We start from the raw sequence: 23,599 nt of genomic DNA, 5'->3' as shown, positions 1-23,599 counted from the left end.
GGAGAGTTTAGTCATGACGTCAGATAATCAGAACAAGCGACGCAAACGTCGGGGTTTCACCCTGGTCGAGCTGATGGTGGTCATCGTCATCATCGGCCTGTTGGCGACCGTGGTGGCGCTGAACGTCCTGCCCAGCCAGGACCGGGCCATGGTCGGCAAGGCCAAGGCGGACATCTCGGTTCTGGAACAGGCGATCGAGACCTATCGGCTCGACAATCTGAACTTCCCCACCGACCAGCAGGGGCTGCAAGCCCTGGTCGCTGCGCCCGCCGGCCTGGCCCAGCCGGAACGCTATCGTGAGGGCGGCTATGTGCGTCGTCTGCCCGAAGATCCGTGGGGCAACCCCTACCGCTATCGTCGCCAGAGCGCGCACGGCCAGCAGTTCGACGTCTTCTCCCTGGGAGCGGACGGCAAGGAAGGGGGCGAGGGCAATGACGCGGACCTCGGCAACTGGCAGGGCTAGCATTCGGCGTCGTCGTTCGGGATTCACTCTGGTCGAGCTGATGGTCACGATCACGGTGATCGGACTGGCGGCCGGGGCGGTGGTCTTGTCGATGCCGGATCCCCGCCCGGCCGTAGGTCTGGAGGCGGAACAGTTCGCCGCGCGGTTGTCGCGCGCCCGTGAAGAGGCGATCCTGACCAACCGCCCCGTGGCGGCGGAGGCGGACGCATCCGGCTACGGGTTCGCCAGCTTCGACGGCGCGACCTGGACGCCTCTGACCGGCGTCTTCGTCGCCAGGACCTGGGGCGAGGGCGTCACTGCGCCCGCAGATCCGATCCGTATCGTCTTCGATCCCACCGGGATCGCCGACCCGGCGCAGGTGCGCCTGACCCGTGACAACCAGTCCCGCACAGTGGCGGTCGACGGCGCGGGCGAGGTGTTGATCAATGATTGATGAAATTCCCGTTCCAGCAGCGAGGCGTCCGGCGGCGAGCGGTAGCGCCCAAAATCGCGATGGATTCACCCTGATCGAAATGCTGGTGGCCTTGGCGGTCTTCGCCCTGGCGGCCATGGCCTTGCTGAACCTGTCGGGCGAAAGCACCCGGTCGGCGGTGCGCGTCGAGGCCCGCACCTTGGGCGGGGTAGTGGCCGAGAATGTCGCGGCCGAGGCCATGATCGCGCCCAGCCTGCCGGTCGGGGAAACCGCCGGAGAAGTGCAGATGGCCGGTCGCGTCTGGCGCTGGCGTCGGGTCGTCACCGGAACCGAAGTCTCCGGCATGGGGCGGATCGACGTGCGGGTTTCCACCGATGAGGGGCAGGTGGCGGACCGCGTTCTGTTCCGGGCGGCGGGATCATGAGGCCCGGGCGCATGAGGCGGGGCGGCTTCACTCTGGTCGAGGTGCTGGTCTCGCTGGCGATCTTCGCTGTGCTGGCCGGCGCCGGGGCCCTGATGTTGAGCCAGACCATCGAAACCCGGTTCGCCGTGCGGGCCGAGACCGACCGGGTCGGCGACATCCAGCGGATGCGGGCCCTGCTGAAGGCCGACCTGGCCCAGGCCGCGCCCCGTCGCACTCGCGCCCCCACCGGCCGCCCCCTGCCGCGGGCCCTGATGGGGCAGGAGACGCCCGGTGATCCGATCCTGACCCTGGTGCGCAACGGCTGGTCCAATCCGAGCGAGGCGGCGCGCCCGTCCTTGCAGCGGGTCGAATATCGGGTGGTCGACGGACGGCTGGAGCGGCGCGTCTCGCCCTATCTGGACGGCGCCCGCGCCGGCCCGCCCCAGGTGCTGTGCCGGGGGGTCAAGGACGCCGCCGTCACCTTTATCCAGAACGGGTCGGAGGCCCAGGCCTTCATCGCCTCGAGCGACCGGCCCCTGCCGGACGCCGTGCGCATCGTCATGACCCTGGACGGCGTCGGCCGGCTGGAGCAGGTCTTCCTGGTGGCTTCGGCATGAGCCGGCCCCGGGCGTCGCGCGAGGGCATGGCCCTGTTGACCGTCCTGCTGCTGGTGGCGGTGATGGCGGTGGTGGCGGTGGCCATTCTGGACGATGTCCGCTTCTCGGTGCGCCGCACGACCAATGCCGAGACCCAGGCCCAGGCCCAGTGGTACGCCGCCGGGGCCGAGAGTCTGGCGCGACGTCAGATCACCGATCTTCTCAAGGTCGATGCGGCGCGCACCCCGATCGAGCCGCGCTGGAACGGCCGCGTGATGGAATTCCCGGTCGAGGAAGGGACGATCCGCGCCGTCGTTACCGACGGCCAGAACTGTTTCAACCTGAATTCCCTGGTCTATGGCCAGGGCGAGGATCTGTTCGCTCGGCCCGAGGGGACGGCCCAGTTCATCGCCCTAGGGACGGCGCTGGGCCTGTCGCGCGCCCGCATGGCGGCGGCGGCCGCCGCCCTGACCGACTGGATGGACAATGACGCCGAGGCCTCGCCCGGCGGGGCGGAGGACGCGCGCTACGCCGGTCTGGCGACCCCCTATCGCACCGGCGGGGTCATGCTGGCCGACGTCAGCGAAATGCGTGCGGTCGCGAACATTGACGCTGCGCTTTACCGGCGGCTGCGTCCCTATGTCTGCGCCCTGCCGACCACGGCCCAGGCGCGGCTGAATCCCAACACCCTGACCCCGGCCCAGGCGCCCCTTCTGGTCATGCTGACCGGGGGCGAGATCGGCCTGCAGACCGCTCGCGCCGCCGCCGCCGCCCGCCCGGCCGCCGGCTGGGCCAGCATGGACGCCTTCTGGGCTCAGCCCGCCCTGAAGAGCTTCACACCCGATGAAGAAACCCAGGCGCAAGTCTCTCTCTTGACGCGCTATTTCGATCTTCGGGTCGATATCGACTACGGCGGCGCCCACGCCGTTCGCACCGCTCTTTTGTACGCTGCGCCCGACGGCGCCGTGCGCACCGTCATTCGCCGCTGGACCCCTGAAGAATGAGCCAGACCCGTATCGTCATCATCCCGCCGGCGGCCTCGATGCCGGCCAATTTCCTGACGTTCGACGCGAACGGGCGGGTCCTGCAACGCGGAGCCTTGCTGCTTGAGGACGCGGCGGCGACGCCGGACGTCCGCACGGTGGCCGTGGCCCCCGGCGCCGACGTCCTGGTGCGATGGCTGGACCTGCCGGTCGGCGGCGCGGCCCAGGTGCGGGCCGCCGCGCGCTGGACGTTGAAGGACGATCTGGCGGGGGATCCGGAACGGACCGTGGTGGCGGTCGGACCCGTCACGGGCGAGGGGCCGCGTCTGGTCGCCGCTGTGGGTGCGGGCCTGCTGGAGGCCTGGATCGACTATCTGGCCGGGCTGGGGATTACGCCGGTCGCCATCGTGCCCGACTGTCTGGCGCTGCCGGAACCGGAGGGGGAGGGGCTGAACGCCGCCGCCTTCGGCGCCGACATCGCCCTGCGCGGCCATCGTTTTGCGGCCACGGTCCAGCCGGACCTCGTCGAGGCGGTGGCGGCGGGCCGCGCGGTGGTCGGCATCGAGGATCGCGAAACGCTGGAGCGGCTGCTGGCCGCCGCCGCTGCGGCGCCCGCCCTTGATCTGTTGTCCGGCGTCGAGCGTCGGCGCGAGGCCGCGCGCGGGGGCTGGCGACTGGCGGCGGCCCTGGCGGCGGCCCTGGTCTTCTCGCCCCTGATCCTGACGGTCGCTGCGGGCGCGCGCGACCAGGTCGCCGCCGACCGGGCCGAGCGCCGCACCCTGGCCCTGATCGCCGAAATCATGCCGGACGCAGCCCAGGCCGTCGATCCGGTCGAAGAGGCGCGTCGTCGCCTGGCCGTCGCCCCGCCGCCCGGAGGGCTGACCACCGTCGCCGCCGCCCTGTTCGCCGCCGTGGAACAGGTCGAGGGGGCGGAACTGGACAGTCTCAGCGCCGATCCCGCTAATGGGGTGCGCGCCACCGTCAGCTATCCGGCCTTCTCGGATCTGGAGACCCTGCGCACCGCTATGGCGGCGGCGGGCCTGTCGATGGCCGACGCCTCGACCGTCGAGGACGGCGGCCGGGTGGTCAGTGAAGTCGTGATCGGAGGCGCCGCATGAACGGCCTGATGTCTCAAGCCGCCGCCTGGTGGGACGGCCGCACCCTGCGCGAGCAGCGGATGCTGGCCGTCATGGGGCTGGTGGTCGCCGCCGTCCTGGTCTGGCTGCTGGTGGTGCGGCCGGTCTGGGCCTGGCGGGCGGACGCCGCCGATGCGCGCGTCGTCGCCGAGACGGACCTGGCCCTGGTCCAGGCTGCCAGCGGTCGCCTGTCGCCCGCTGCTGCGCCGGGCGACGTCGATGTGGCGGCCGTGGTCGCCGAGGTCGGGTCGGTGACGGGCCTGACGCCGGTCATGGGCATGTCGGCGGACGGCGGCCTGGGCTTCAGCCTGACCAATGTGTCCTCGACCGCCGCCTTCGGATGGCTGGCGGCTCTGCACGACCGCAAGGTTCAGGCGACTGCCCTCAATGTGGTCGAGAACGCCGATGCGACCCTGAGCCTGGAAGGGACGCTGGCGCCCGCGCCCTGACCGCTCAGCCGCGCGTCAGGGTGCGCAGTTTCAGCAGCCGGTCGCCCGCCGTGATGAACAGGGTGCGGCCGTCCTCGCCGAAGGTGCAATTGGCCGCCGCGCCCCCGGTCTGGATCAGGCCCAGCGCCCGGCCGTCCGCCGCCAGCACATGGACTCCGCCCGGACCCGTCACGAACAGACGGCCGTCACGGTCCACGACCATGCCGTCGGGCAGGCCGGGATTGGCCGGGCCGACCAGATCGGTGAAGTCCTTCAACACCCGTCCGCTGGCGGCGATGTCCGATGCGGTCAGGTCGTAGGCCATCAGCACGGCGCGCGCCGGGTCCGAGACCGCGACATAGAGGGTGCGCTGATCGGGCGACAGCGCGACGCCGTTGGGGAAGGTCAGGTCGCGGACCAGCAGGGTGACGCCGCCGTCGGGGGCCAGCCGATAGACGCCGTTCTGCGCCTGCTCCTTCAGCGGCGACTGGTCCATGTCCTTCAGCCCATAGGGCGGATCGGTGAAGAAGATCGCGCCGTCTGATGCCTGAACCAGGTCATTGGGCGAGTTGAACCGCTTGCCTTCGTATTGCGTCGCCAGCAGGGTCTTGGCGCGCGTCGCCAGATCGACCCGAGCGACGGCGCGGTTGCCGTGATCGGCCATCAGGATCGAACCCGCCGGACCGACAATCAGGCCGTTCGACCCCGGCTCGCGGAAGGCCGAGGCGTCGGGGCCGTCATAGCCGGAAGGGTCCATGAAGACGGAGGCGCCGTCCCGTTCGGACCAGCGGTGGATTCGGTTCTCCGGCACGTCGCTGAACAACAGATAGTCGCCGTCGGCGATCCAGACGGGGCCTTCCGACCAGGTGAAGCCGGAGGCCAGGGTCTCGATCGGGGCGTCCGGGGCGATCAACCCGTCCAGCGCCGGATCCAGGCGCACGACGCCGACGGCGGGCGGCGAAGCCTTCGCCTGCGCCAGGGTCGAAAGGCCGGCGGCGCCGGCGACACCGCCGGCAAGAACGAGGCGACGCGAAAGGGGCAAGGCGGATCTCCGGAAGAGGCGAGGGGTCTGGGTCAGAGCGAGACGGCGCGGTGTTCACGCGCGGACAGATATATGGCCTTGATGATCCGCATGTCCCGCAGACCTTCTTCGCCCGCGACAATGGGCTCGACCCCGGTCATCACACACTGCGACAGATGGTCCAGCTGGGCCGAGAACTGGTTCTGGGGCGCTTCCGGAACGGGGTGGTCCTCGGTGCGCCAGTCCTTGAGGCGGCGCAGGCGGTTGCCGGAATAGGCGGTCGCCGGCTCGGCGTCGACCCAGCCCTTGTCGCCGACCACGCGGAAGCGGTTGTGGTTCGACCCATAGGAGGAGACGCAGTTCGCCAGGGCGCCGGAGGGAAAACGAAGCTGAAAATTGATCCTGTCCTCGACCTCGCGGAAGCGCGGGTCGGAGCGGTCGGTCGCCTCCACCGCCGTCACCTCGACCGGCTCCTCGCCCGTCAGATAGCGCGCGGCCTGGAGGCTGTAGATGCCGATGTCCATCAGCGAGCCGCCGCCGGCCAGGGCGCGGTTCAGCCGCCATTGGGCGGGGTCGCCGATAGTGAACCCATGCTCGGCCGTGACAACGCGGGGCCGGCCGATTTCACCCGAGCGGGCGATCCTCATCGCCTCGCGGTTAGCCGCCTCGAAATGGCAGCGGTAGCCGATCATCAGCTTGCGACCGGCCGCCCGGCAGGCGGCGATCATCTCTTCAGCCTCGGCCGCCGTATTGGCCATGGGCTTTTCGCACATGACGTGCTTGCCCGCGGCGGCGGCGCGCAGGGTGTATTCGTGGTGCATCCCGTTGGGCAGGACCACATAGACGATGTCGACGTCCGGGTTGTCGCGGATCGAGTCGAAAGTCTCGTAGGTGTATAGGCCGCGCTCAGGAACGCCGTAGCGTTCGGCGTACCGGCGCGCCTTTTCCGGGGAACCGCTGACCAGGGCGGTGACGCGTGAATGCCTGCATTCGGCGAAGCGCGGCAGGATGACGTCCGCATAACCGCCCAGACCGACGATGGCGTAGCCCAGCCGCCGGTCCGGCGCCTGGGCGGCCAGAGCCGAGGCCGGGGCCAGCCCGGCTGCGGCGGCGCCCAGCTTCATCAGGGATCGGCGTGTGGGCGTCATCATCGTCGGCTTCCCCCGGCTTTGGTGCGAGCCCATAGTGACGGGGGTTCGCCTCAGGGGGAAGCCATGATCGCCGCGATCCGATGTCTCAGGCCGCCTCGGCGACGAGACCCTACAGGGCCAGTCGCAGCGAGGCGCGGACGCTCCGCGGGGCGCCGGGGAAGATCCAAAGGGCGCTGTACGAGCTGGCGGCGTAGCGCTCGTCGAACAGGTTATCGACCTCGACCCGCGCCGTGACCTGGGAGGTCACGCCATATTCGACCGCCGCCTTCGCCTTCCAATAGTCCGGCAGGCGCACCGGGTTGACGGTCAGGGCGCCAGCCCGGTCCCCGACATAGGCGGCGCCCGCCATCATCGACCAGTCCGTGCCGTGCGGCGTGGCGAACCGGCCGATAACGAACAGCGAGCCTGAGTGTTCGGGCACGTTCAGCACAGTGTCGTTGGCGAAGGCGCTGTCGTCGGCCTTGGCGTCGGTCCAGCCGTAGTTCGCGACCACCTGCCACGCCTCGCCGAGTCGGACCGATCCGTCCAGTTCGATTCCGCGCGACGTCAGCTTGCCGACCGGGGCCAGATAGTTGGCGTCCACCGGGTCGCTGGTCAGGATATTGGTCTTCTCGATGTCGAAGATGGTCGCGGCCAGGTCGATACCCTCCCAGGCGCCGGACAGGCCGATCTCGTAGCCCTTGCCCTCTTCCGGGGCGAAGCCGGCGCCGGTCCGGCCGGTGCCGGAGTTCAGCACGAAGGACTGGCCGTAGCTGGCGTGGGCGGTCAGGTCTTTGGTCAGGCGATAGCGGGCGGCGAAGCGATAATCGACCGGGCTGTCCTTGTTCTCGCCCACGGCGCCGGTGCGGTTGTTGCGGATGGTCTGGCTGTAGTCGTCATAACGCAGGCCCGCGACCAGGCTGAGGCGGTCGTTCACCTCCCACAGGTCCTGGGCGTAAAGGGTGACGACCTCGCGCGTTTCCAGATTGTCGGTGAAGGGCAGGGGCGTGGGGCTGGCGACGGCGCCATAGACGGGATTGAACAGGTCGATCGGATAGGGGTTGGCCGCCGTCGGATTGATCCTCAACCACTTCTCGCCATAGGTCAGCTGATAGGCCTTCACCCCGAAGCCCAGGGTGTGGACGCCCAGGCCGGTCGTCACCACGCCGTTCAGCTCCAGCCGCGCCGACAGGTCTTCTACGGTGAAGTCACGACCCCGGCGCTGACGCCACAGCGTATCACCGACCAGGCGCGAATGGTCGCTGGACAGCCCCTTCAGCGAGCCCCCCCGCCAGGCCACGCCGCCGTTCAGGCTCCAGCTGTCGCTGATCTGATATTCGCCGGTGATCTGGTGCCGTTCGTTGCGGAACCGCGTCGGGCCGTCGCTGGGCTCGCCGTAGTAGTTGGATGTCGGCAGGGCCAGGGCGTCGCCGTTCACCGCCGGCATGCCCCGGTCGAATAGGGTCGAGAAGACAGTGAATTCGCCCACATAGGTCAGACGCAGATCGTCGTTGGGCCGCCAGGTCAAGGACGGGGCGACCGAGGTGCGCTCCATCCCGACATGGTCGCGCCAGCCCTCGCTGGTCTCGCCCGCCAGCACCAGTCGTCCGGCCAGAGTTTCCGAGATCGGGCCGGTCACGTCCAGCTCGCCCCGTCTCAGGCCGAAGGAGCCGACCGTGCCGGAGAAGACCGCATCAGGGGTGAAACGCGGGGTCTTGGAGACGATATTGATCCGGCCGGCCGGGTCGATGTCGCCGAACAAGGCGCCGGCCGGGCCTTTCAGCACCTCGATCCGCTCGGCCGTGGCCGGGTCGCGCGGCGGGGCCATGCCCCGGTTGGCCAGGAAACCGTCTACATAATATTCCGCCCCGCCGTCGGGCGTGCCCAGGAAGCCGCGGATGGCGAAATTGTCCATCATTCCCCCGCGGTTGTTCTGCTGGCTGACGCCGCTGACCAGTTCCAGAGCGTCGGACAGGCGGGTGGCCCCGACGGCGTCCAGCAGGTCGCTTTCGATGGAGCGGCTGGAGGGAGACATCCGCTCGGTCACTACGCCGACGCCCAGGGTGTGGTCGTGCGGGGCCGTGCGACGGCCCAGAACCACGATCTCGCTGACAGTCGCGGGCTCGCCCGGCTCCAGGGGCGGCTCCCACGCAGCGTGGGATTCGGTGTTGGCGGCGGCCAGCAGGCACAGGCTGGCGCAGCTCGAAAGCAGGGACACGGGATACTCCGTTGAAACGTTATAAAGTATCGGCTATCCGCTTCTGCCTGATGATGTCAACCGCTGCAACGCTTGCACCCGCCTCCGTCGCCCCGTCCGAACAGGTCCGTTCGGCCGGTCGCATCCGCTCGATCGACGCCATGCGCGGCCTGGTCATCCTGCTGATGCTGGTCGATCACGCGCGGGAGTTCTTCTTCATTCACGCCCAGGTCTCGGACCCGATGAACCTGGAGACGACGTCTCCGGCGCTGTTCTTCACCCGGCTGTCGGCCCACCTGTGCGCGCCGGTTTTTGTGGCCCTGACGGGGCTGGGCGCTTGGTTGTATGGCAATGGCAGGGGGGGAGGGCCGGTCGGCGCACGGGCGGCGTCCGACTTCCTGCTGAAACGCGGCCTGTTTCTGGTGGCGCTAGAGCTCACCGTGGTCGGGTTCGGATGGAGCTTCTCCTTCACGCCCCAGATCATCTATCTCCAGGTCATCTGGGCCATCGGCCTGTCGATGATCGCCCTGGCCGCCCTGGTGCGCCTGCCGCGCGCGGCCCTGATCGCCGTGGGCCTGGCGATCATCCTGGGCCACGATCTGCTGGATCCCATCACCATCGCGGCGGGCCAGCCGGGCCATGTCCTGTGGGCGGTGCTGCACGATCGTACCCTGATCGACCTGCCCTGGGGCGGCCAGGTGCGGACCTCCTATCCCCTGCTGCCCTGGATCGGCATCGCGGCCCTGGGGTACGGGATCGGGCCCTGGTTCGTCGGGGCTGCCTCGTCGCGCCTGCGGCGTCTGATCCTGACGGGGCTGGTCGCCCTGACGCTGCTGGTGGGGCTCCGGGCCCTCAATGTCTACGGCGATCCGACGCCCTGGGCGGTCCAGGCCACGTCGCTTCAAACGGTGATGAGCGTGCTGAACCTGACCAAATATCCGCCCTCGGCCGATTTCGTCCTGCTCACCCTGGGAGCCGGCGCCCTGCTGCTTGCGGCCCTTGAACATGGGCCGACCCGGCTGACGGGAATCCTGGCGGTCTTCGGCGGGGCGCCGCTGTTCTTCTATCTGATCCACATCTACGGGCTGCACCTGCTGTACCTGTCGGCCCTGACCCTGTTCGGCGCCAACCAGGGCGACAGCTTCGGCGTGCCGGGAGTAGGCTGGCTGTGGGCCATCGCTGCGGTCGTCGCCGTCCCCTGCTGGTTCGCCTGTCGCTGGTTCGCTCGGGTCAAGCGGCGCAGTTCTCATCCGTGGATGCGCTACTTCTGAACGTCCTTACGTGGCGGCTCATCGTCGCGCTCGCCCTTGTCGTGATTGTCTCGCGCCTCGGACGCCGCATCCAGCATTCGGATAGCCGACAGATCGGCTTCCTGGGCCGTCATGCGGATCGAATCCTGCGACGGGTCCTCGACAACGACGGCGTCCTTTGACGCCCGTGGCGTTAGAGGGCCTTGGCGGGTCGAACTACGGTCAGTCATGCCAATTGAACACAGCGACCTTCGAGCGGTTCCTGTCCTCTGACCAAACGCGCAAAAAGCGCCCTTAGGGGCGGCGACCGCTAAGCAGCTGATTTGAAGGAAAGACGATGGTGGGTGATGTAGGGTTCGAACCTACGACCCGCTGATTAAGAGTCAGCTGCTCTACCAACTGAGCTAATCACCCGACCGGTCGTCTTGTCTGCGGCGAAGGCGACTGCCTTGCCGAAGGGCGCTCCTACTACCCAGCCGACGGAGGGTTGGCAAGCGCTTTCGAAAACTTTCTTTGACGGGCATGGTCTGCCAGGAATCGGTCGCGTGGGGCGGCGGGGGAGTGAGCATCATGGCCTTCTGGAACCGGCGTCGTTCGATCGACGTCATGACGGCGCCGCACGACGGACCGCGGCTGAAACCCACGCTCAGCTGGCCGCACCTGCTGGCCCTGGGCGTGGGGGCCATCGTCGGCACCGGCATTCTGACCCTGATCGGGGTCGGTGCGGGTCTGGCGGGGCCGGCGGTGCTGATCAGCTTCGGGCTGGCCGGCCTGGTCTGCGCCTGCGCGGCGCTTGCCTATGCCGAACTGTCGACCATGATGCCGGCGGCGGGCAGCGCCTATACCTATTCCTACGCCGTCCTGGGCGAGATGATCGCCTGGGTCGTGGGCTGGAGCCTGATCCTCGAATATTCGCTGGTCGTCAGCGCCGTGGCGGTGGGCTGGTCCGGTTACGCCGTGGGCTTCCTGAGCGGCCTCGGTGTCGACCTGCCTCTGGCCCTGACGGCGGGGCCGCACGCCGGGGGGATCATCAACCTGCCCGCCGTGGCCATCATCGGCTTGGTGACGGGTCTGCTTCTGCTGGGCACAAAGGAGAGCGCGACCCTGAACGCCGTGCTGGTGGTGATCAAGATCGCCGCCCTGGTCGTCTTCGTCGCCATCGCCCTGCCGGCCTTCAAGACCGAGAACTTCACCCCCTTCATGCCGAACGGCTTCGGCGCGCCCTTCGTGCAAACCGGGGTCATGGCGGCGGCGGCCATCATCTTCTTCGCCTTCTATGGGTTCGACGCCATCTCGACGGCGGCGGAAGAGACCAAGAAGCCCGAGCGCGACCTTGCCATCGGCATCGTCGGCTCCATGCTGATCTGCACGGCCCTGTATCTGGTCGTGGCGGCCGCCGCCATCGGCGCCCGGCCGGTGGCGGACTTCGCAGACAGCCCCGAGCCCCTGGCCTTGATCCTGCGCCAGATGGGGCAGGGGACGGCGGCCCAGTGGATCGCGGCGGCGGCGGTGATCGCGCTTCCGACCGTGCTGCTGGCCTTCCTGTTCGGCCAGAGCCGCATCTTCCTGGGCATGGCGCGCGACGGCCTGCTGCCGCGCCGCCTGGCCAAGGTGTCGGTGCGCGGCGTGCCGGCGGTGGTGACGGTCTTTACGGCCGTGGTGGTGGCGATTCTGGCGGGCCTGTTGCCGCTGGACGAACTGGCGTCCCTGGCCAACGCCGGGACGCTCGCAGCCTTCTGCGCGGTGGGGGTGTGTCTGGTGGTGCTGCGGATCCGCGAGCCGGGTCGCCGTCGGGTGTTCAAGGCCCCGCTTTGGCCTCTGGTCGGTGCGGTCACCGTGATCGGCTGTATCGTCTTCTTCCTGAGCCTGAAGCCGGTCACCCAGATCGGTTTCCTGATCTGGAACCTGATCGGCGTGGCCATCTATCTGCTGTGGTCGTCCCGGCATTCCCGCCTGGCCAAGGGCGAGGAAGAGGCCGCCTGATGGCGCGTCGCGACCTGACCGGCGCCGTCGACTTCAGCGTGCTGGAGGGCATGACCGGCGGCGACGCGGCGATTTCGGAAGAGGTGCTGGGCTTGTTCGTCGAACAGGCCGCCCTCTGGTCTAATCTGCTGAACCCCAAGGTCGAGGGCTGGCGCGACGGGGTTCACACCATCCGGGGCGCGGCGGCGGGGATCGGCGCCGGCGATCTGGCGGCGATCTGCGCCGAGGCGGAAGCGGCCGACCAGGCCCTGGCGGCGCCGGCGCTGGAGCGGGTGCGTACGGCGCTGGACGTCGCTCTGGCCGACGTCGCCGCCTATCGGCACGAGCTGATGCTGCGGGGGTTGCGGGGTTAGTCCAAATCCTGTGCGGCGTGGCGAATGTCGAGGATGACGACCAGGTCGCTCGCCACGCGATAGCGGAGCAGATACGGTGGAATATGGGTCAGCTGGCGACGCCCGCCGCTGATCGGCGCGCCGCGCTCGGGAAACTCGGCCAGACTGTCGCCCGCCGTCTTCAGGCGCGTGGAAATCCGCTGACTGGCCAGCGGATTAAAGTCGGAAATATAGGCTTGGATCGAACGGAGGTTCCGAAGAGACCGGACCGTCCAGATCACTCTAGTCATCCAGGCCCCAGGATGCGGGGGGCGGTCCTTCCTCGGGCGTGCCCCAGGTCAGAAGCCACTTCGAGACCTCTTCATGAGGCACGACCCGACCGGCCGCGAAGTCAGCCTCGGCCTCCGCCAGGGAACGTTCGTCCGCTTCGGCGTCAGGCGGGTTGAAGATGGAAGGTTCCGGGCGCGCCATGGCTGGAGATTACCACCGTTAGGCGTCAGCGCCGAGTCCGGTCGTAGGCGGCGAATTCGTGGGCGATGCAGCGGTCGATCAACAGGCGCCAGACCGGCTCGGCGATGTCGGGCGACAGGTGATGGGCCTCGGCGGCGGTCAGAACCTTGGCCACCACGTCGTCGATGCGGGCCTGGTCGAAGACGGCGTCGCGGTCGGGCTTGATGCGGGCGGCCGCCTCCATATAGCGCTGACGTTCGGCCAACAGGGCGACCAGGGCGCGGTCCAGGGCGTCGACGCCCTGGCGGACCTCGGCCATCGACGAGCATTCGGCGGGATCGACGCGGGCGTCGACAGCGACAAGGGCAGGGTGGTGCATGGCCCCGGCTTTCGCCGGGATGGGCGGACTTTTCAACCCCTAGCCGACGAAGGCGCGTTCCAGCACATAGTCGGCGGGTTCGGCGTTGGAGCCTTCCTTCAGCCCATAGGTCTCCAGCAACTCGCCGGCTTCCTTGATCATGGCCATGGAGCCGCACAGCATGGCGCGGTCGCGGGCGGGATCGAAGCCTTCCGGTAGGCCCAGGTCGCGGAAGAAGTCGCCGGACTTGATCCGGTCGGTGATCCGGCCCGGGTTTTCGAAGGCTTCGCGCGTGACCGTCGGATAATAGGTCAGCTGCGCCTTGGCCTCGTCGCCGATCAGAGGGTCGTCGTGGATCTCGCGGGTGAAGAAGTCGCGATAGGCCAGGTCCGCGACGCTGCGCACCGTGTGGATCACATAGACATGGCCGAAGCGGGAATAGGTCTCTGGGTCACGCGCGACGCTCAGCCAGGGCGCCAGGCCCGTGCCGGTGCCGATCAGGAACAACCGCTCGCCGCCGGTCAGGGCGTCCAGCACCAGGGTGCCGGTCGGCTTCTTGCCCATCAGCACCGTGTCCCCGGCCACGATCTTTTGCAGGCGCGAGGTCAGGGGGCCGTCCGCGACCTTGATCGAGAAGAACTCCAGTTCCTCGGCCCAGCAGGGGCTGGCGATGGAATAGGCGCGCAACACGGGCTTGCCCCCGTCCTCGCCCGGCAGGCCGATCATCACGAACTCGCCCGAGCGGAAGCGGAAATCCTCGGGCCGTTTCACCGCGAAACTGAACAGGCTGTCGGTCCAGTGGCGGACCCACAGAACCTCCAGTTCGTTGAACGGGCTGGCCTTAACCGGGGCGGGGGAGAGGGCGGCGTCTGTCATGGTGCGGCCTCTGTAATCTGAGACCCGCTCGCAGGGAAGGAAAAGCCAGAGGCGCAACGGCGACTTTTCCTCGTGACGGCTTGCAGAAGGGCCGCTAGCGTCGCCGCCCATGCGCACAGTTCTCCTTGCTTCGACCATCCTCCTGTCGGCCGGTTCCGCACTGGCCCAGGAGACGCCCTCCAACATCCTGACGCCCGAGCGGGTCTTCTCCAGCCCCAGCCTGAACGGCCCGGTGGCCAAGGGGGTCAGCCTGTCGCCCGACGGCCAGCTGGTCGCCTTCCTGCGCTCGCGCGAGGACAATGTGGACGTCCAGGACCTGTGGGCCGCCCCGACCGGCGAGGGCGAGGCCTACAAGCTGATCGACGCCCGCGCCCTGGTGCCCGACGCCGGCGAACTGTCCGAGGCCGAGAAGGCGCGGCGCGAGCGGATGCGGATCAGCGCCCGCGGCGTCGTGGACTATTCCTGGGATCAGCAGGGCCGCTACATCCTGGCGCCGCTGGAGGGCGACATCTTCCTGGCCAGCCGCGCCGACGGCAAGGTGCGCCGCCTGACCGAGACCGCCGCCGACGAGATCGACGCCAAGGTCTCGCCCAAGGGCAACTATGTCTCATACGTCCGCGACCAGAACCTCGTGATCTATGACCTAGCCACCGGCCAGGAGACGCCGATCACCGACGACGGCGCCGGCCTGATCACCTGGGCCACGGCCGAGTTCATCGCCCAGGAGGAGATGGACCGCGACACCGGCTATTGGTGGAGCCCCGACGAACGCTACATCGCCCTGACCCGCGTGGACGAAAGCCCGGTGGACATCGTTCCCCGCTTCGAGATCACCGGCGCCGGCGCCACCATGGTCGAGCAGCGCTATCCCCGCGCCGGCCGCCCCAACGCCTTGGTCGAACTCTATGTCCGCGACCAGCAGACCGGCGCACGGGTCAAGGTGGACCTGGGGTCGAACACCGACATCTATCTGGCGCGGGTCGACTGGGCCGACGACGGCAAGACCCTGTATGTCCAGCGTCACTCACGCGACCAGAAGACGCTGGACCTGCTCAGCGTCGATCCGGCCACCGGCGCCTCGCGCGTGATCCTCAGCCAGAAGGCCCAGGCCTGGGTCGATCTGAACAACGACTTCCACGTCCTGCCGGACGGCCGCTTCATCTGGTCGAACGAGGACAGCGGCTGGCGCCACCTGTATCTGTACGACCGCAACGGGCGTCAGCTGCGGGCCATCACGCGCGGCGACTATCCGGTCAAACACCTGGACGGCGTGAACAAACAGACCGGCGAGGTCTATTTCACCGCCTCAATGCGCGACGGCAAGGAACTGCCCATCGAGCAGCAGATGTTCCGCGCCAGCCTGAACCGCACGGTCGATCCGGTCGCGGTGACCCCGGCCGGCGGCTGGTGGAACGTCTCGGTCAACGGGCCGGCGACGGCCTATGTCGGCAACTATTCCGATCCGAAGACCCCGCCCCAGTCGGCCCTGTACCGGATCGACGGCACGCGCGTGCGCTGGATCGAAGAGAACAAGCTCGACGCCGACCACGCCTTCGCCCCCTATGTCTCGCGCCTGCAAGCGCCCCAGTTCGGCACGATGCAGAGCCATGGCGAAACCCTGGTCTGGCGCATGACCACGCCGCCCGGCTTCGATCCGTCGAAGAAATATCCGGTGGTGATGCAGGTCTATGGCGGTCCCGGCACCGGGGCGGGGGTGCAGAAGAGCTGGCAGCCCCTGACCAATCAACTGCTGACCGAGGCCGGCTATATCGTCTTCCGCGTTGACAACCGCGGCGAGGGCGACCGGTCTCAGGCCTTCGAGACCAGCATCTATCGTCGCCTGGGCCTTCCTGCGGTCGAGGATCAGACCTTGGCCGCCAAATGGCTGAAAACACTGCCCTATGTCGATGCGGACCGGATCGCCATGATGGGCTGGAGCTTCGGCGGCTTCCTTAGCCTGCTGGCCGTGACCGAGCCCGAGGCCGGTCTGGCTTCGGCCCTCGCCGGCGCTGCGCCGACGGAATGGAGCCTGTACGACACCCATTATACCGAACGCTACATGTCGACGCCCCAGGACAATCCGGACGGCTACGCCGCCACCGACGTCCTGCCGCGCCTGGACGACCTGACGGGTCGTCTGCTGATCCTGCACGGCATGGCCGACGATAATGTGATCTTCGGCAACGCCACCCGGGTGATCGACGCCCTCCAGGCCAAGAGCGCGCCGTTCGAGATGATGCTCTATCCCGGCCAGCGGCACGGCGTCCGCGGCGAACCGAGGCAGCTTCAGCAATGGCGCACCTATCTCGACTTCCTGGACCGCACGATCGGCAAGCGCGCCGAACCGGCTGACTGACGACTGAACCAAGGCGGAGGCGAACATGTTGAAGACCAAACTTCTGGCCGGCGTGTTCGCCTTTGTGGTGACGAGCGGTGCGCCGCTTCTCGCCTCGGCTCATCTTCCACCGCCTCCGCCGCCGTCCGACGCCGACATCGCCTGGGTTCACGGCGAACGGACGCCCTACGGCTCCTGGGAGGAGATGGCGCGATTTTTCCTCAGCCAGATTCGCACCTATGACGTCGAAGGCCGGTTCGGCGAGCCCGGTCCTGCGATCAACAGCCTGATCTCGATAAACCCTTCGGCGCTTGACGACGCCCGTACCTCCGACTCCCGCCGCCTCGCCGGACAGGCCCTGCCGTTGGACGGCGTGCCCTTGGTCATCAAGGACAATGTCGAGGCGCGCGGCATGCCGACCACGGCGGGCTCCCTGGCCCTGGCCGCGAACCAGCCTGACCGCGATGCGCCGATCACGGCCCGCCTGCGCGCGGCGGGCGCGGTGCTGATCGGCAAGAGCAATCTTTCGGAATGGGCCAATATCCGCTCGTCCGGTTCGATCAGCGGGTGGAGCGCCGTGGGCGGGCTGACGCGCAATCCCTATGCCCGCGACCGCAACACCTGCGGCTCGTCCTCGGGATCGGGCGCTGCGGTGGCGGCGGGTTTCGCCATTGTGGCCATTGGGACCGAGACGGATGGTTCGATCACCTGCCCGGCGGCGATCAACGGTCTGGTCGGGTTCAAGCCCACCGTCGGGCTGGTGTCGCGGACGGGCATCGTGCCGATCAGCCACAGCCAGGACACGGCCGGACCGATGACCCGCACGGTCAGGGACGCCGCCCTGGTGCTGAACGTCATCGCCGGGACCGACCCCGCCGACCCGGCGACGGCTGAGGCCGATGCGCGCAAGACCGACTATGCGGCGGCGCTGGACGGCGCCAGCCTGAGCGGCGTTCGCATCGGCGTCGCTCGTTTCCTGACCGGCTATTCCACCGGCACGGACGCCGTCTTCGAGGCCAATCTGGAGCGGTTGCGCCAGGCCGGCGCCGTTCTGGTCGAGATCAAGGACGGGCCGGACATGGACGCTGTTGGCGGCGCAGAATTTACGGTTCTGCTGACCGAGCTGAAGGTGGATCTGAACGCCTATCTCGCCACCACCGATCCGGCCCAGGTCAAGACCCGCACCTTGGCCGACGTCATCGCCTTCAATCGCGCCACGCCGCGCGAACTGGCCCTGTTTGACCAGGATCTGTTCGAGAAGGCCGAAGCGACGAGCGGGCTCGCCGATCCCGCCTATGTCACGGCGCGCGAGACCTCGCTGCGCTTGGCCGGGGTGGAGGGTATCGATCGGCTGCTGAAGGACAACGACGTCGCCGTCCTGATCGCGCCCACGACCGGGCCGGCCTGGACCACCGACATCGTCAACGGCGACCACTATCTGGGCTCGGCCTCGACCTTGCCGGCAGTGGCGGGCTATCCGCACCTGACCGTGCCCATGGGGCAGGTGGGCAGTCTGCCGGTCGGGCTCAGCTTCATCGGCGGCCAGTGGCAGGACGCCCGGGTGCTGGCGCTCGGCTACGCCTTTGAACAGTTGGGACCGCAGCGGGTCGGGCCGGGCTTTGCCTCCTCGCTGAACACCACGCGCGCCGTCGCGCCTTTTCTGGCGCCGGCGGTTCAGGAACCTTGATCGGCCGTCCGCTGTTGGGCCTTCATGAAACAGCGGAAGAGCCTGAGATGAGCGACCTGATCGCCAATATCGTCGGCTCGGCCGCCGCCGTGTGTTCCATCACCAGTTTCGCGCCCCAGGCGATTAAGATCTGGAAGGAGCGCGACGCCTCTTCCGTCAGCCTGAAGACCTATTCCCTGACCGTGACCTGCTTCGTCCTGTGGGTGGTCTATGGGGTGATGACCCAGGCCTGGCCGGTGACCATCGCCAACGCCTGCGCCCTGGTCATGGCCTCGGGCGTGCTGGCGATGAAGTGGCGCTTCCGGGACGGCGATCCCGACGCCTGACGATTTGATCCCGATCAAGGCGAAGCCGGCGCCGTGGCGCGACAGTGGGGTGGAAGGAGATTTCCATGCCCCAGGACGCAATTCCCTTTGTCGCCGCCATCGTCGCGGCCTTCGTTTTCTTCATGGCCGCATTGGGTCTGGCCAGCCTCTATTCGCGCTCGCCCCAGGACAAGTGACGAGAGCTTTACCCGACGTGATCTTGGCGCCCCGTGCGATGCGGGTTACGGCAGGGGTCTCAACGTCCAAGGGAGACGCCCCCAATGCCTGATCTCGCACAAGTCACCGAACACATCCGCGGCGCCGTCGGCGACAACTCCGGTCTGGGCAAGACCGTGAAGCTCGACCTCGGCGACGAAGGTAAAATCTACATCGACGGCGCCTCGGTGCCGAACACCGTCACCAACGAAGACAAGCCCGCCGACGCCACCGTCTCGATGAAGTGGGACGACTTCATGGCCCTGTCGGACGGCAAGCTGGATCCGATGATGGCCTTCATGCAGGGCAAGCTGAAGATCGCCGGCGACATGATGATCGCCCAGAAACTGGCCCCGCTTCTGAAGCGCTGATGCCAGTCTGATCAAGAGTTGATTGCGGCGCGGCTCCCTTGGGGGCCGCGCCGTTTTCGTCTTCAGCGCCCGTCAGAGGCGCGAACCGAAAAAGAGGAAACGACATGGACTTCAGACATTCCGACCGCGCCCTGGACTGGCACGCCCGCGTGCGCCGTTTCCTCGACGACCAGGTCATCCCGCGCGAGGCCGAGTATCTCGCCCAGGTGCGCGAGAACCCGAACCGCCAGCCGCCGGTCATGGAGGCCATGAAGGCCGCTGCGCGTGACGCTGGTCTGTGGAACATGTTCCTGCCCGGAGAGCATGGCGCCGGCCTGACCAACCTCGACTACGCCCCCCTGGCCGAGATGATGGGCGCCCATCTGTGGTCGTCCGAGGTGTTCAACTGCAACGCCCCCGACACCGGCAATATGGAAGTCCTGCACATGTACGGCGACGCCGCGCAGCAGGACCGCTGGCTCAAGCCCCTGATGGCCGGCCAGATCCGCTCCGCCTTCCTGATGACCGAGCCCGAGGTCGCCTCGTCCGACGCCACCAATATCCAGACCCGGATCGAGCGCGACGGCGATCACTATGTCATCAACGGCCGCAAATGGTGGTCGACCAATATGGCCCACCCGAACGTCGCCGTGACCATCGTCATGGGCAAGACCGACTTCGACGCCGCTGCGCACGCCCAGCAGTCGCAGGTCATCGTGCCCGTGGACACGCCCGGTTTCCGCGTCGAGCGGATGCTGACGGTGTTCGGCTATGACGAACGCCCCATCGGCCACGCCGAGGTGGTGCTCGAGAACGTCCGCGTCCCGGTCGAGAATCTGATCGCCGGCGAGGGCCGGGGATTCGAGATCGCGCAAGGGCGGCTCGGCCCCGGCCGGATCCACCACTGTATGCGCGTGATCGGGGCAGCCGAGCGGGCGCTGGAGCTGATGGTCGTGCGCCTGCTGAACCGCACCGCGTTCAAGAAACAGCTGGCTGAACATTCGGTGTGGGAGCAACGGGTCGCCGACGCCCGCACCAATATCGAGATGTGCCGCCTGCTGGTCCTGAAGGCCGCCTGGATGATGGACGAGGCGGGGGCCAAGAACGCCCGCTCCGAGATCGCCCAGATCAAGGTCGCCGCCCCCCGCATGGCGCTTCAGGTCATCGACGACGCCATCCAGGCCTTCGGCGGCGCCGGCGTCTCTGGCGACACCCCCCTGGCCGAACTCTATGCGACGGTGCGCACCCTGCGCATCGCCGACGGCCCGGACGAGGTTCACAACCGCACCATCGCCCGGCTGGAATACGCCAAACACGGCGGCAAGCCGGTGCGTTGAATTCACCGTTACGCTTCCCAAATCAGGGGAACTCCGGCTGAGGCGTCACGTTCGTTCTGCTTGGACGACGCGACGCCCGGCGGGGCGGCGAGGCTGACGCGGGACGGGACGGCTGACATGAATGCTCGCTTCGAGCCCGATACGCGGGCGGCGTCCGACGTGGCCCGTTTCAGGGAGACCCGGGCCGCCATGCCCGCTCTCGCCCACGGTCTGTCGCCCGAGGACCTGTCCGCCCAGTCCATGCCGGACTGCAGCCCCGGCAAATGGCACCTGGCGCACACCAGCTGGTTCTTCGAGGCCATGATCCTGTCGGCTGATCCGGAGTATCAGCCGGTCGATCCGCGGTTCCAGCAGCTGTTCAACTCCTACTACGAGGCCCTGGGCGAGCGGGTGCCGCGCGACCGGCGCGGCCTGATCACCCGGCCCTCGGTGGACGAGGTCCTGGCCTATCGGCGCGAGATCGACCGGCGCATGGCCGCCTGGCTGGCCTCGGGTCCGTCCAGCGGTCTGCAACGCTACCTGTTCGAACTGGGCCTGCACCACGACCAGCAGCATCAGGAGCTGTTCCTGATGGACCTGCTGAACCTGATGTCCTGCTCGCCGCTGGACCCGGCCGCCTATGCGGTCGAGCCGCGACAGGCTCCGCTTGAGGCCCCGCGCGGCGGCGCTGTCGCCTTCGACGGCGCCTTGGTGACCATCGGTCACGACGGCGCCGGCTTCGCCTTCGACAACGAGGGGCCGGCGCACCGCGTCTGGCTGGAGCCCTTCGCCCTGGCCGCCGACCTCGTGACCAACGGCGACTGGCTGGGCTTCATCGCCGACGGCGGCTACGCCCGGCCTGAGCTCTGGCTCGCCGACGGCTGGGCCAAGGTCAAGGCCGAGGCCTGGACCGCGCCCCTCTATTGGCGCTGCGACGGCGACGACTGGACGGTCCTGACCCTGACCGGCCGCGCCCCGGTCGACCCGACTGCCCCGGTGCGTCATGTCAGCTTCTACGAGGCCGACGCCTACGCCCGCTGGGCCGGCAAGCGGCTGCCCTCCGAGGCGGAATGGGAGCACGCCGCGACCACGGCGCCCGACGCCTTCTCCAACCTGTCGGGCGAGGTCTGGCAGTGGACGTCCAGCGCCTATGCTCCATACCCCGGCTTCAAGCCGACGCCCGGCACGGCTGCCGAGTACAACGGCAAGTTCATGGCCAATCAGATGGTCCTGCGCGGCGGCGCCTTCGCCACGCCCCCTGGCCACGACCGCGTCACCTATCGCAACTTCTTCTACCCCCAACAGAGGTGGGCCTTCATGGGTCTCAGACTAGCCGAAGACGCCCCGCGCGAGCGCAGGCCTGCCCCCGAGGACGCCCAGACGGCCGCCTTCCGGCGCGACCTGGTCCAGGGCCTGTCGCGCGACCAGAAGGCCGTGCCGCCCAAATGGTTTTACGACGCCGAGGGCTCGCGCCTGTTCGAAGAGATCACCACCCTGCCGGAATATTATCCGACCCGTCAGGAGACCGCACTGTTGCGCGACCGCGCCGCCGCCCTGACCGCCGACTTCGGCCCCGACGCCGTCCTGGTTGAGTTCGGATCGGGCGCCAGCGAGAAGACCCGCCTGTTGCTGGACGCCGTGCCCGACCTCGGCGCCTATGTGCCTCTGGACATCAGCGAGTCGGCCCTGCTGGACGCCGCGACCCGCATTCGCGCCGACTATCCAGGCCTGCGGGTGCAGCCGGTGCTGGGCGATTTCGAACATCTGGCCCCCTTGCCGGACGATTTGCCGCAGGGCCGGAGGATCGGTTTCTTCCCCGGATCGACCATCGGCAATCTGGAGCCGGACGAGGCGGTGCGGTTTCTCGCCTCGGCTCGGCGGATGTTGGGGGAGGGGGCGCTGTTCATTCTCGGCGTCGACCTGGTCAAGGATCCCGCGATCCTGGTCGCCGCCTATGACGACAGTCAGGGCGTGACGTCGGCCTTCAACCTGAACGTCCTGGTCCGCGCCAACGCTGAACTCGACGCCGACTTCGACCTAGACGCCTTCGCCCACCGCGCCGTCTGGAATCCGGATCAGTCACGGATGGAGATGCACCTCCAGGCGACACGTCAAACCATCGCCCACGTCAGCGACAGCCGCTTCAACTTCATGGCCGGAGAGACGATCCACACCGAAAGCTCGCGCAAGTTCACGGAGGCGATGGTCGAGGCCTTGGCGACGCAGGCCGGCTGGTCGGTGGCCGGTTTCGAGATTTCCCCCGAACCCAGCGTGGCCCTCGCCTTGTTGCGGGGGTGAAACTCCCGCCTCAATCCCCGAGCCGGCCTTGCCGTGCGCGGAGGTGGAATATATGAAACGCATGCAAATCATATAGTCCAGCGAGGCGTTGTGGGTATCGTCAATATCGAGGATGAGCTGCATGAACAGCTCCGCCGCGCCAGCAAGGCGTCTTTTCGCTCGGTCAACGGCCAGGCGGCGTTCTGGATCAAGATCGGCATGCTGTGCGAGTTGAACCCGAGCCTCAGCTTCCAGGATTTGGTCGCGCGGGAACTGAGGTCTGCAGGCGTCGAGGCGGCTGAGCTCGCAGGCGCGGCATGACCAAGACCCCGGCCGAGGTCGCGTTGTTGGCCGAGTCGGGACGGCTGCTCGCCTCCGTTTTCACGCGGCTGGACGAGTTGCCGCTGATCGGCATGACCACGCTTGAGATCAATGATCTGGTCGAGGCTTTCATCGTCGACCAACTCGGCGCCCGCCCGGCCAGCAAGGGCCAGTATGGCTATGGCTTCGCCTTGAACAGCTCAAGAAATCAGGTCGTCTGCCACGGCGTCCCGTCCAAGGACGAAATCCTGCGGGACGGCGACATCGTCAACTTCGACATCACGCTGGAGAAAAACGGTTATATCGCCGACTCCAGCAAGACCTACCTGGTCGGGGACGTATCTCCGGCCGCCCGAAGGCTGGTCGCGGCCACCTATGCCGCGATGTGGAAGGGGATTCAGGTGGTCCGGCCGGGCGCCGCCTTGGGCGACATCGGTTTCGCCATCGAACGTCACGCCAAGCGTTTTGGATACTCGGTCGTCCGGGACTATTGCGGTCACGGCATCGGGCGCGAGATGCACGAGCCGCCCCAGGTCTTACATTTCGGCAAGCCTGGAACCGGCGTGACCATGCGCGAAGGCATGGTCTTCACCATCGAACCCATGCTCAACCAAGGACGCCGTACGGTGAAGACCGAGGTGGACGGATGGACGGTTGTTACGGCCGACGCCGGATTGTCCGCCCAGTTCGAGCATACGGTGGCTGTGACGAAAGACGGGGTTCAGGTGCTGACTTTACGTCCTGACGAAATTCGAACGGCGGCCTGAACAGGCC

26 protein-coding genes and 1 tRNA gene are annotated in these 23,599 nt (G+C 67.9%); 18 read left to right on the top strand and 9 right to left on the bottom strand.

Features of this window, described 5'->3' with window-relative positions; all coding sequences use genetic code 11:
- The first annotated feature begins 13 nt into the window (after positions 1-13).
- Genes gspG through PKE72_RS16415 form a run of 7 tightly spaced genes read left to right on the top strand, consistent with a single transcriptional unit; the run spans position 14 to position 4,442 of the window.
- The gene (gene gspG, locus PKE72_RS16445) at positions 14-463 is read left to right on the top strand and encodes a type II secretion system major pseudopilin GspG (protein WP_271166443.1); all 450 of its coding nucleotides are present in this window, start codon (positions 14-16) and stop codon (positions 461-463) included.
- Positions 432-896 (top strand): GspH/FimT family pseudopilin, encoded by a 465-nt coding sequence (locus PKE72_RS16440; protein WP_271166442.1) that lies wholly within the window; start codon positions 432-434, stop codon positions 894-896. The genes gspG and PKE72_RS16440 overlap by 32 nt, the downstream gene beginning before the upstream one ends.
- Positions 889-1,299 (top strand): type II secretion system minor pseudopilin GspI, encoded by a 411-nt coding sequence (gene gspI, locus PKE72_RS16435; protein ID WP_271166441.1) that lies wholly within the window; start codon positions 889-891, stop codon positions 1,297-1,299. The genes PKE72_RS16440 and gspI overlap by 8 nt, the downstream gene beginning before the upstream one ends.
- Before the next feature lie 11 nt (positions 1,300-1,310).
- Entirely contained in the window at positions 1,311-1,895 is a 585-nt protein-coding gene (gspJ, locus tag PKE72_RS16430; RefSeq protein ID WP_271166440.1) for a type II secretion system minor pseudopilin GspJ, read from the top strand.
- Complete coding sequence (gene gspK, locus PKE72_RS16425; protein ID WP_271166439.1) at positions 1,892-2,878, top strand: type II secretion system minor pseudopilin GspK; 987 nt, start codon at positions 1,892-1,894, stop codon at positions 2,876-2,878. Before gspJ ends, gspK begins: the two co-directional genes overlap by 4 nt.
- Entirely contained in the window at positions 2,875-3,975 is a 1,101-nt protein-coding gene (gene gspL, locus PKE72_RS16420) for a type II secretion system protein GspL (RefSeq protein WP_271166438.1), read from the top strand. Before gspK ends, gspL begins: the two co-directional genes overlap by 4 nt.
- Positions 3,972-4,442 (top strand): type II secretion system protein M, encoded by a 471-nt coding sequence (locus PKE72_RS16415; RefSeq protein WP_271166437.1) that lies wholly within the window; start codon positions 3,972-3,974, stop codon positions 4,440-4,442. The genes gspL and PKE72_RS16415 overlap by 4 nt, the downstream gene beginning before the upstream one ends.
- 4 nt (positions 4,443-4,446) lie before the next feature.
- On the opposite strand, the gene PKE72_RS16410 is transcribed toward PKE72_RS16415, so the two are convergent.
- The 3 genes from PKE72_RS16410 to PKE72_RS16400 all read right to left on the bottom strand — a co-directional run bounded on the left by PKE72_RS16410 (position 4,447) and on the right by PKE72_RS16400 (position 8,790).
- A complete protein-coding gene (locus PKE72_RS16410) occupies positions 4,447-5,463 on the bottom strand; it encodes an SMP-30/gluconolactonase/LRE family protein (RefSeq protein ID WP_271166436.1) in 1,017 nt (338 codons plus the stop codon).
- Positions 5,464-5,495: 32 nt separating this feature from the next.
- Positions 5,496-6,593 carry a Gfo/Idh/MocA family protein gene (locus PKE72_RS16405; protein WP_271166435.1) on the bottom strand — a complete coding sequence of 366 codons (1,098 nt, stop codon included), beginning with the start codon at positions 6,591-6,593 and terminating at the stop codon, positions 5,496-5,498.
- A 109-nt stretch (positions 6,594-6,702) separates the two neighbouring features.
- A complete protein-coding gene (locus PKE72_RS16400; RefSeq protein WP_271166434.1) occupies positions 6,703-8,790 on the bottom strand; it encodes a TonB-dependent siderophore receptor in 2,088 nt (695 codons plus the stop codon).
- 11 nt (positions 8,791-8,801) lie between these two features.
- Between PKE72_RS16400 and PKE72_RS16395 the strand changes: the two genes are divergently transcribed.
- Complete coding sequence (locus PKE72_RS16395) at positions 8,802-10,040, top strand: acetyltransferase domain-containing protein (RefSeq protein WP_271166433.1); 1,239 nt, start codon at positions 8,802-8,804, stop codon at positions 10,038-10,040.
- On the opposite strand, the gene PKE72_RS16390 is transcribed toward PKE72_RS16395, so the two are convergent.
- Both PKE72_RS16390 and PKE72_RS16385 read right to left on the bottom strand, forming a co-directional pair.
- A complete protein-coding gene (locus tag PKE72_RS16390) occupies positions 10,031-10,249 on the bottom strand; it encodes a hypothetical protein (RefSeq protein WP_271166432.1) in 219 nt (72 codons plus the stop codon). The genes PKE72_RS16395 and PKE72_RS16390 overlap by 10 nt on opposite strands.
- A 108-nt stretch (positions 10,250-10,357) precedes the next feature.
- A tRNA-Lys gene (locus tag PKE72_RS16385) sits at positions 10,358-10,433 on the bottom strand.
- Between the two features lie 156 nt (positions 10,434-10,589).
- Between PKE72_RS16385 and PKE72_RS16380 the strand changes: the two genes are divergently transcribed.
- Positions 10,590-12,002 (top strand): amino acid permease, encoded by a 1,413-nt coding sequence (locus PKE72_RS16380; protein ID WP_271166431.1) that lies wholly within the window; start codon positions 10,590-10,592, stop codon positions 12,000-12,002.
- Positions 12,002-12,355, top strand: coding sequence for an Hpt domain-containing protein (locus PKE72_RS16375; RefSeq protein ID WP_271166430.1), 354 nt, complete (start codon positions 12,002-12,004; stop codon positions 12,353-12,355). Before PKE72_RS16380 ends, PKE72_RS16375 begins: the two co-directional genes overlap by 1 nt.
- On the opposite strand, the gene PKE72_RS16370 is transcribed toward PKE72_RS16375, so the two are convergent.
- From PKE72_RS16370 to PKE72_RS16355, 4 genes are read right to left on the bottom strand one after another with little or no spacing between them, the layout of a single operon-like run.
- Positions 12,352-12,624, bottom strand: a complete 273-nt coding sequence (locus PKE72_RS16370; protein ID WP_271166429.1) for a type II toxin-antitoxin system RelE/ParE family toxin — start codon at positions 12,622-12,624, stop codon at positions 12,352-12,354. The two genes, PKE72_RS16375 and PKE72_RS16370, sit on opposite strands and share 4 nt — an antisense overlap.
- The gene (locus PKE72_RS16365; protein ID WP_271166428.1) at positions 12,617-12,805 is read right to left on the bottom strand and encodes an antitoxin; all 189 of its coding nucleotides are present in this window, start codon (positions 12,803-12,805) and stop codon (positions 12,617-12,619) included. Before PKE72_RS16365 ends, PKE72_RS16370 begins: the two co-directional genes overlap by 8 nt.
- A 25-nt stretch (positions 12,806-12,830) precedes the next feature.
- Positions 12,831-13,163 carry a chorismate mutase gene (locus tag PKE72_RS16360; protein WP_271166427.1) on the bottom strand — a complete coding sequence of 111 codons (333 nt, stop codon included), beginning with the start codon at positions 13,161-13,163 and terminating at the stop codon, positions 12,831-12,833.
- 39 nt (positions 13,164-13,202) lie between these two features.
- Positions 13,203-14,018 (bottom strand): ferredoxin--NADP reductase, encoded by an 816-nt coding sequence (locus tag PKE72_RS16355; RefSeq protein WP_271166426.1) that lies wholly within the window; start codon positions 14,016-14,018, stop codon positions 13,203-13,205.
- A gap of 109 nt (positions 14,019-14,127) precedes the next feature.
- Here PKE72_RS16355 and PKE72_RS16350 point away from each other — a divergent pair, with 109 nt between their 5' ends.
- The 8 genes from PKE72_RS16350 (at position 14,128) to map (ending at position 23,592) form a co-directional block, all read left to right on the top strand.
- On the top strand, positions 14,128-16,374 hold the full coding sequence (locus tag PKE72_RS16350) for a S9 family peptidase (protein WP_271166425.1): 2,247 nt from the start codon (positions 14,128-14,130) through the stop codon (positions 16,372-16,374).
- A 25-nt stretch (positions 16,375-16,399) separates the two neighbouring features.
- Complete coding sequence (locus tag PKE72_RS16345) at positions 16,400-18,040, top strand: amidase (protein ID WP_271166424.1); 1,641 nt, start codon at positions 16,400-16,402, stop codon at positions 18,038-18,040.
- 47 nt (positions 18,041-18,087) lie between these two features.
- Positions 18,088-18,366 (top strand): SemiSWEET family sugar transporter, encoded by a 279-nt coding sequence (locus PKE72_RS16340; RefSeq protein ID WP_271166423.1) that lies wholly within the window; start codon positions 18,088-18,090, stop codon positions 18,364-18,366.
- A 260-nt stretch (positions 18,367-18,626) separates the two neighbouring features.
- Positions 18,627-18,932 (top strand): SCP2 sterol-binding domain-containing protein, encoded by a 306-nt coding sequence (locus PKE72_RS16335; protein WP_271166422.1) that lies wholly within the window; start codon positions 18,627-18,629, stop codon positions 18,930-18,932.
- A 104-nt stretch (positions 18,933-19,036) separates the two neighbouring features.
- The gene (locus tag PKE72_RS16330; RefSeq protein ID WP_271166421.1) at positions 19,037-20,248 is read left to right on the top strand and encodes an acyl-CoA dehydrogenase family protein; all 1,212 of its coding nucleotides are present in this window, start codon (positions 19,037-19,039) and stop codon (positions 20,246-20,248) included.
- 117 nt (positions 20,249-20,365) lie between these two features.
- Positions 20,366-22,525: an ergothioneine biosynthesis protein EgtB gene (egtB, locus tag PKE72_RS16325; RefSeq protein WP_271166420.1), complete on the top strand. Its 2,160-nt coding sequence runs from the start codon at positions 20,366-20,368 to the stop codon at positions 22,523-22,525.
- A 90-nt stretch (positions 22,526-22,615) separates the two neighbouring features.
- Positions 22,616-22,825: a ParD-like family protein gene (locus PKE72_RS16320; protein ID WP_271166419.1), complete on the top strand. Its 210-nt coding sequence runs from the start codon at positions 22,616-22,618 to the stop codon at positions 22,823-22,825.
- Positions 22,822-23,592, top strand: coding sequence for a type I methionyl aminopeptidase (gene map / locus PKE72_RS16315; RefSeq protein WP_271166418.1), 771 nt, complete (start codon positions 22,822-22,824; stop codon positions 23,590-23,592). The genes PKE72_RS16320 and map overlap by 4 nt, the downstream gene beginning before the upstream one ends.
- The last annotated feature ends 7 nt before the right edge of the window (positions 23,593-23,599 follow it).

Source organism: Brevundimonas intermedia (genome assembly GCF_027922165.1).
Lineage (GTDB): Bacteria > Pseudomonadota > Alphaproteobacteria > Caulobacterales > Caulobacteraceae > Brevundimonas > Brevundimonas intermedia.
The sequence above is the reverse complement of the archived record's forward strand: the minus strand, read 5'-3'. Positions and strand labels throughout refer to the sequence as shown.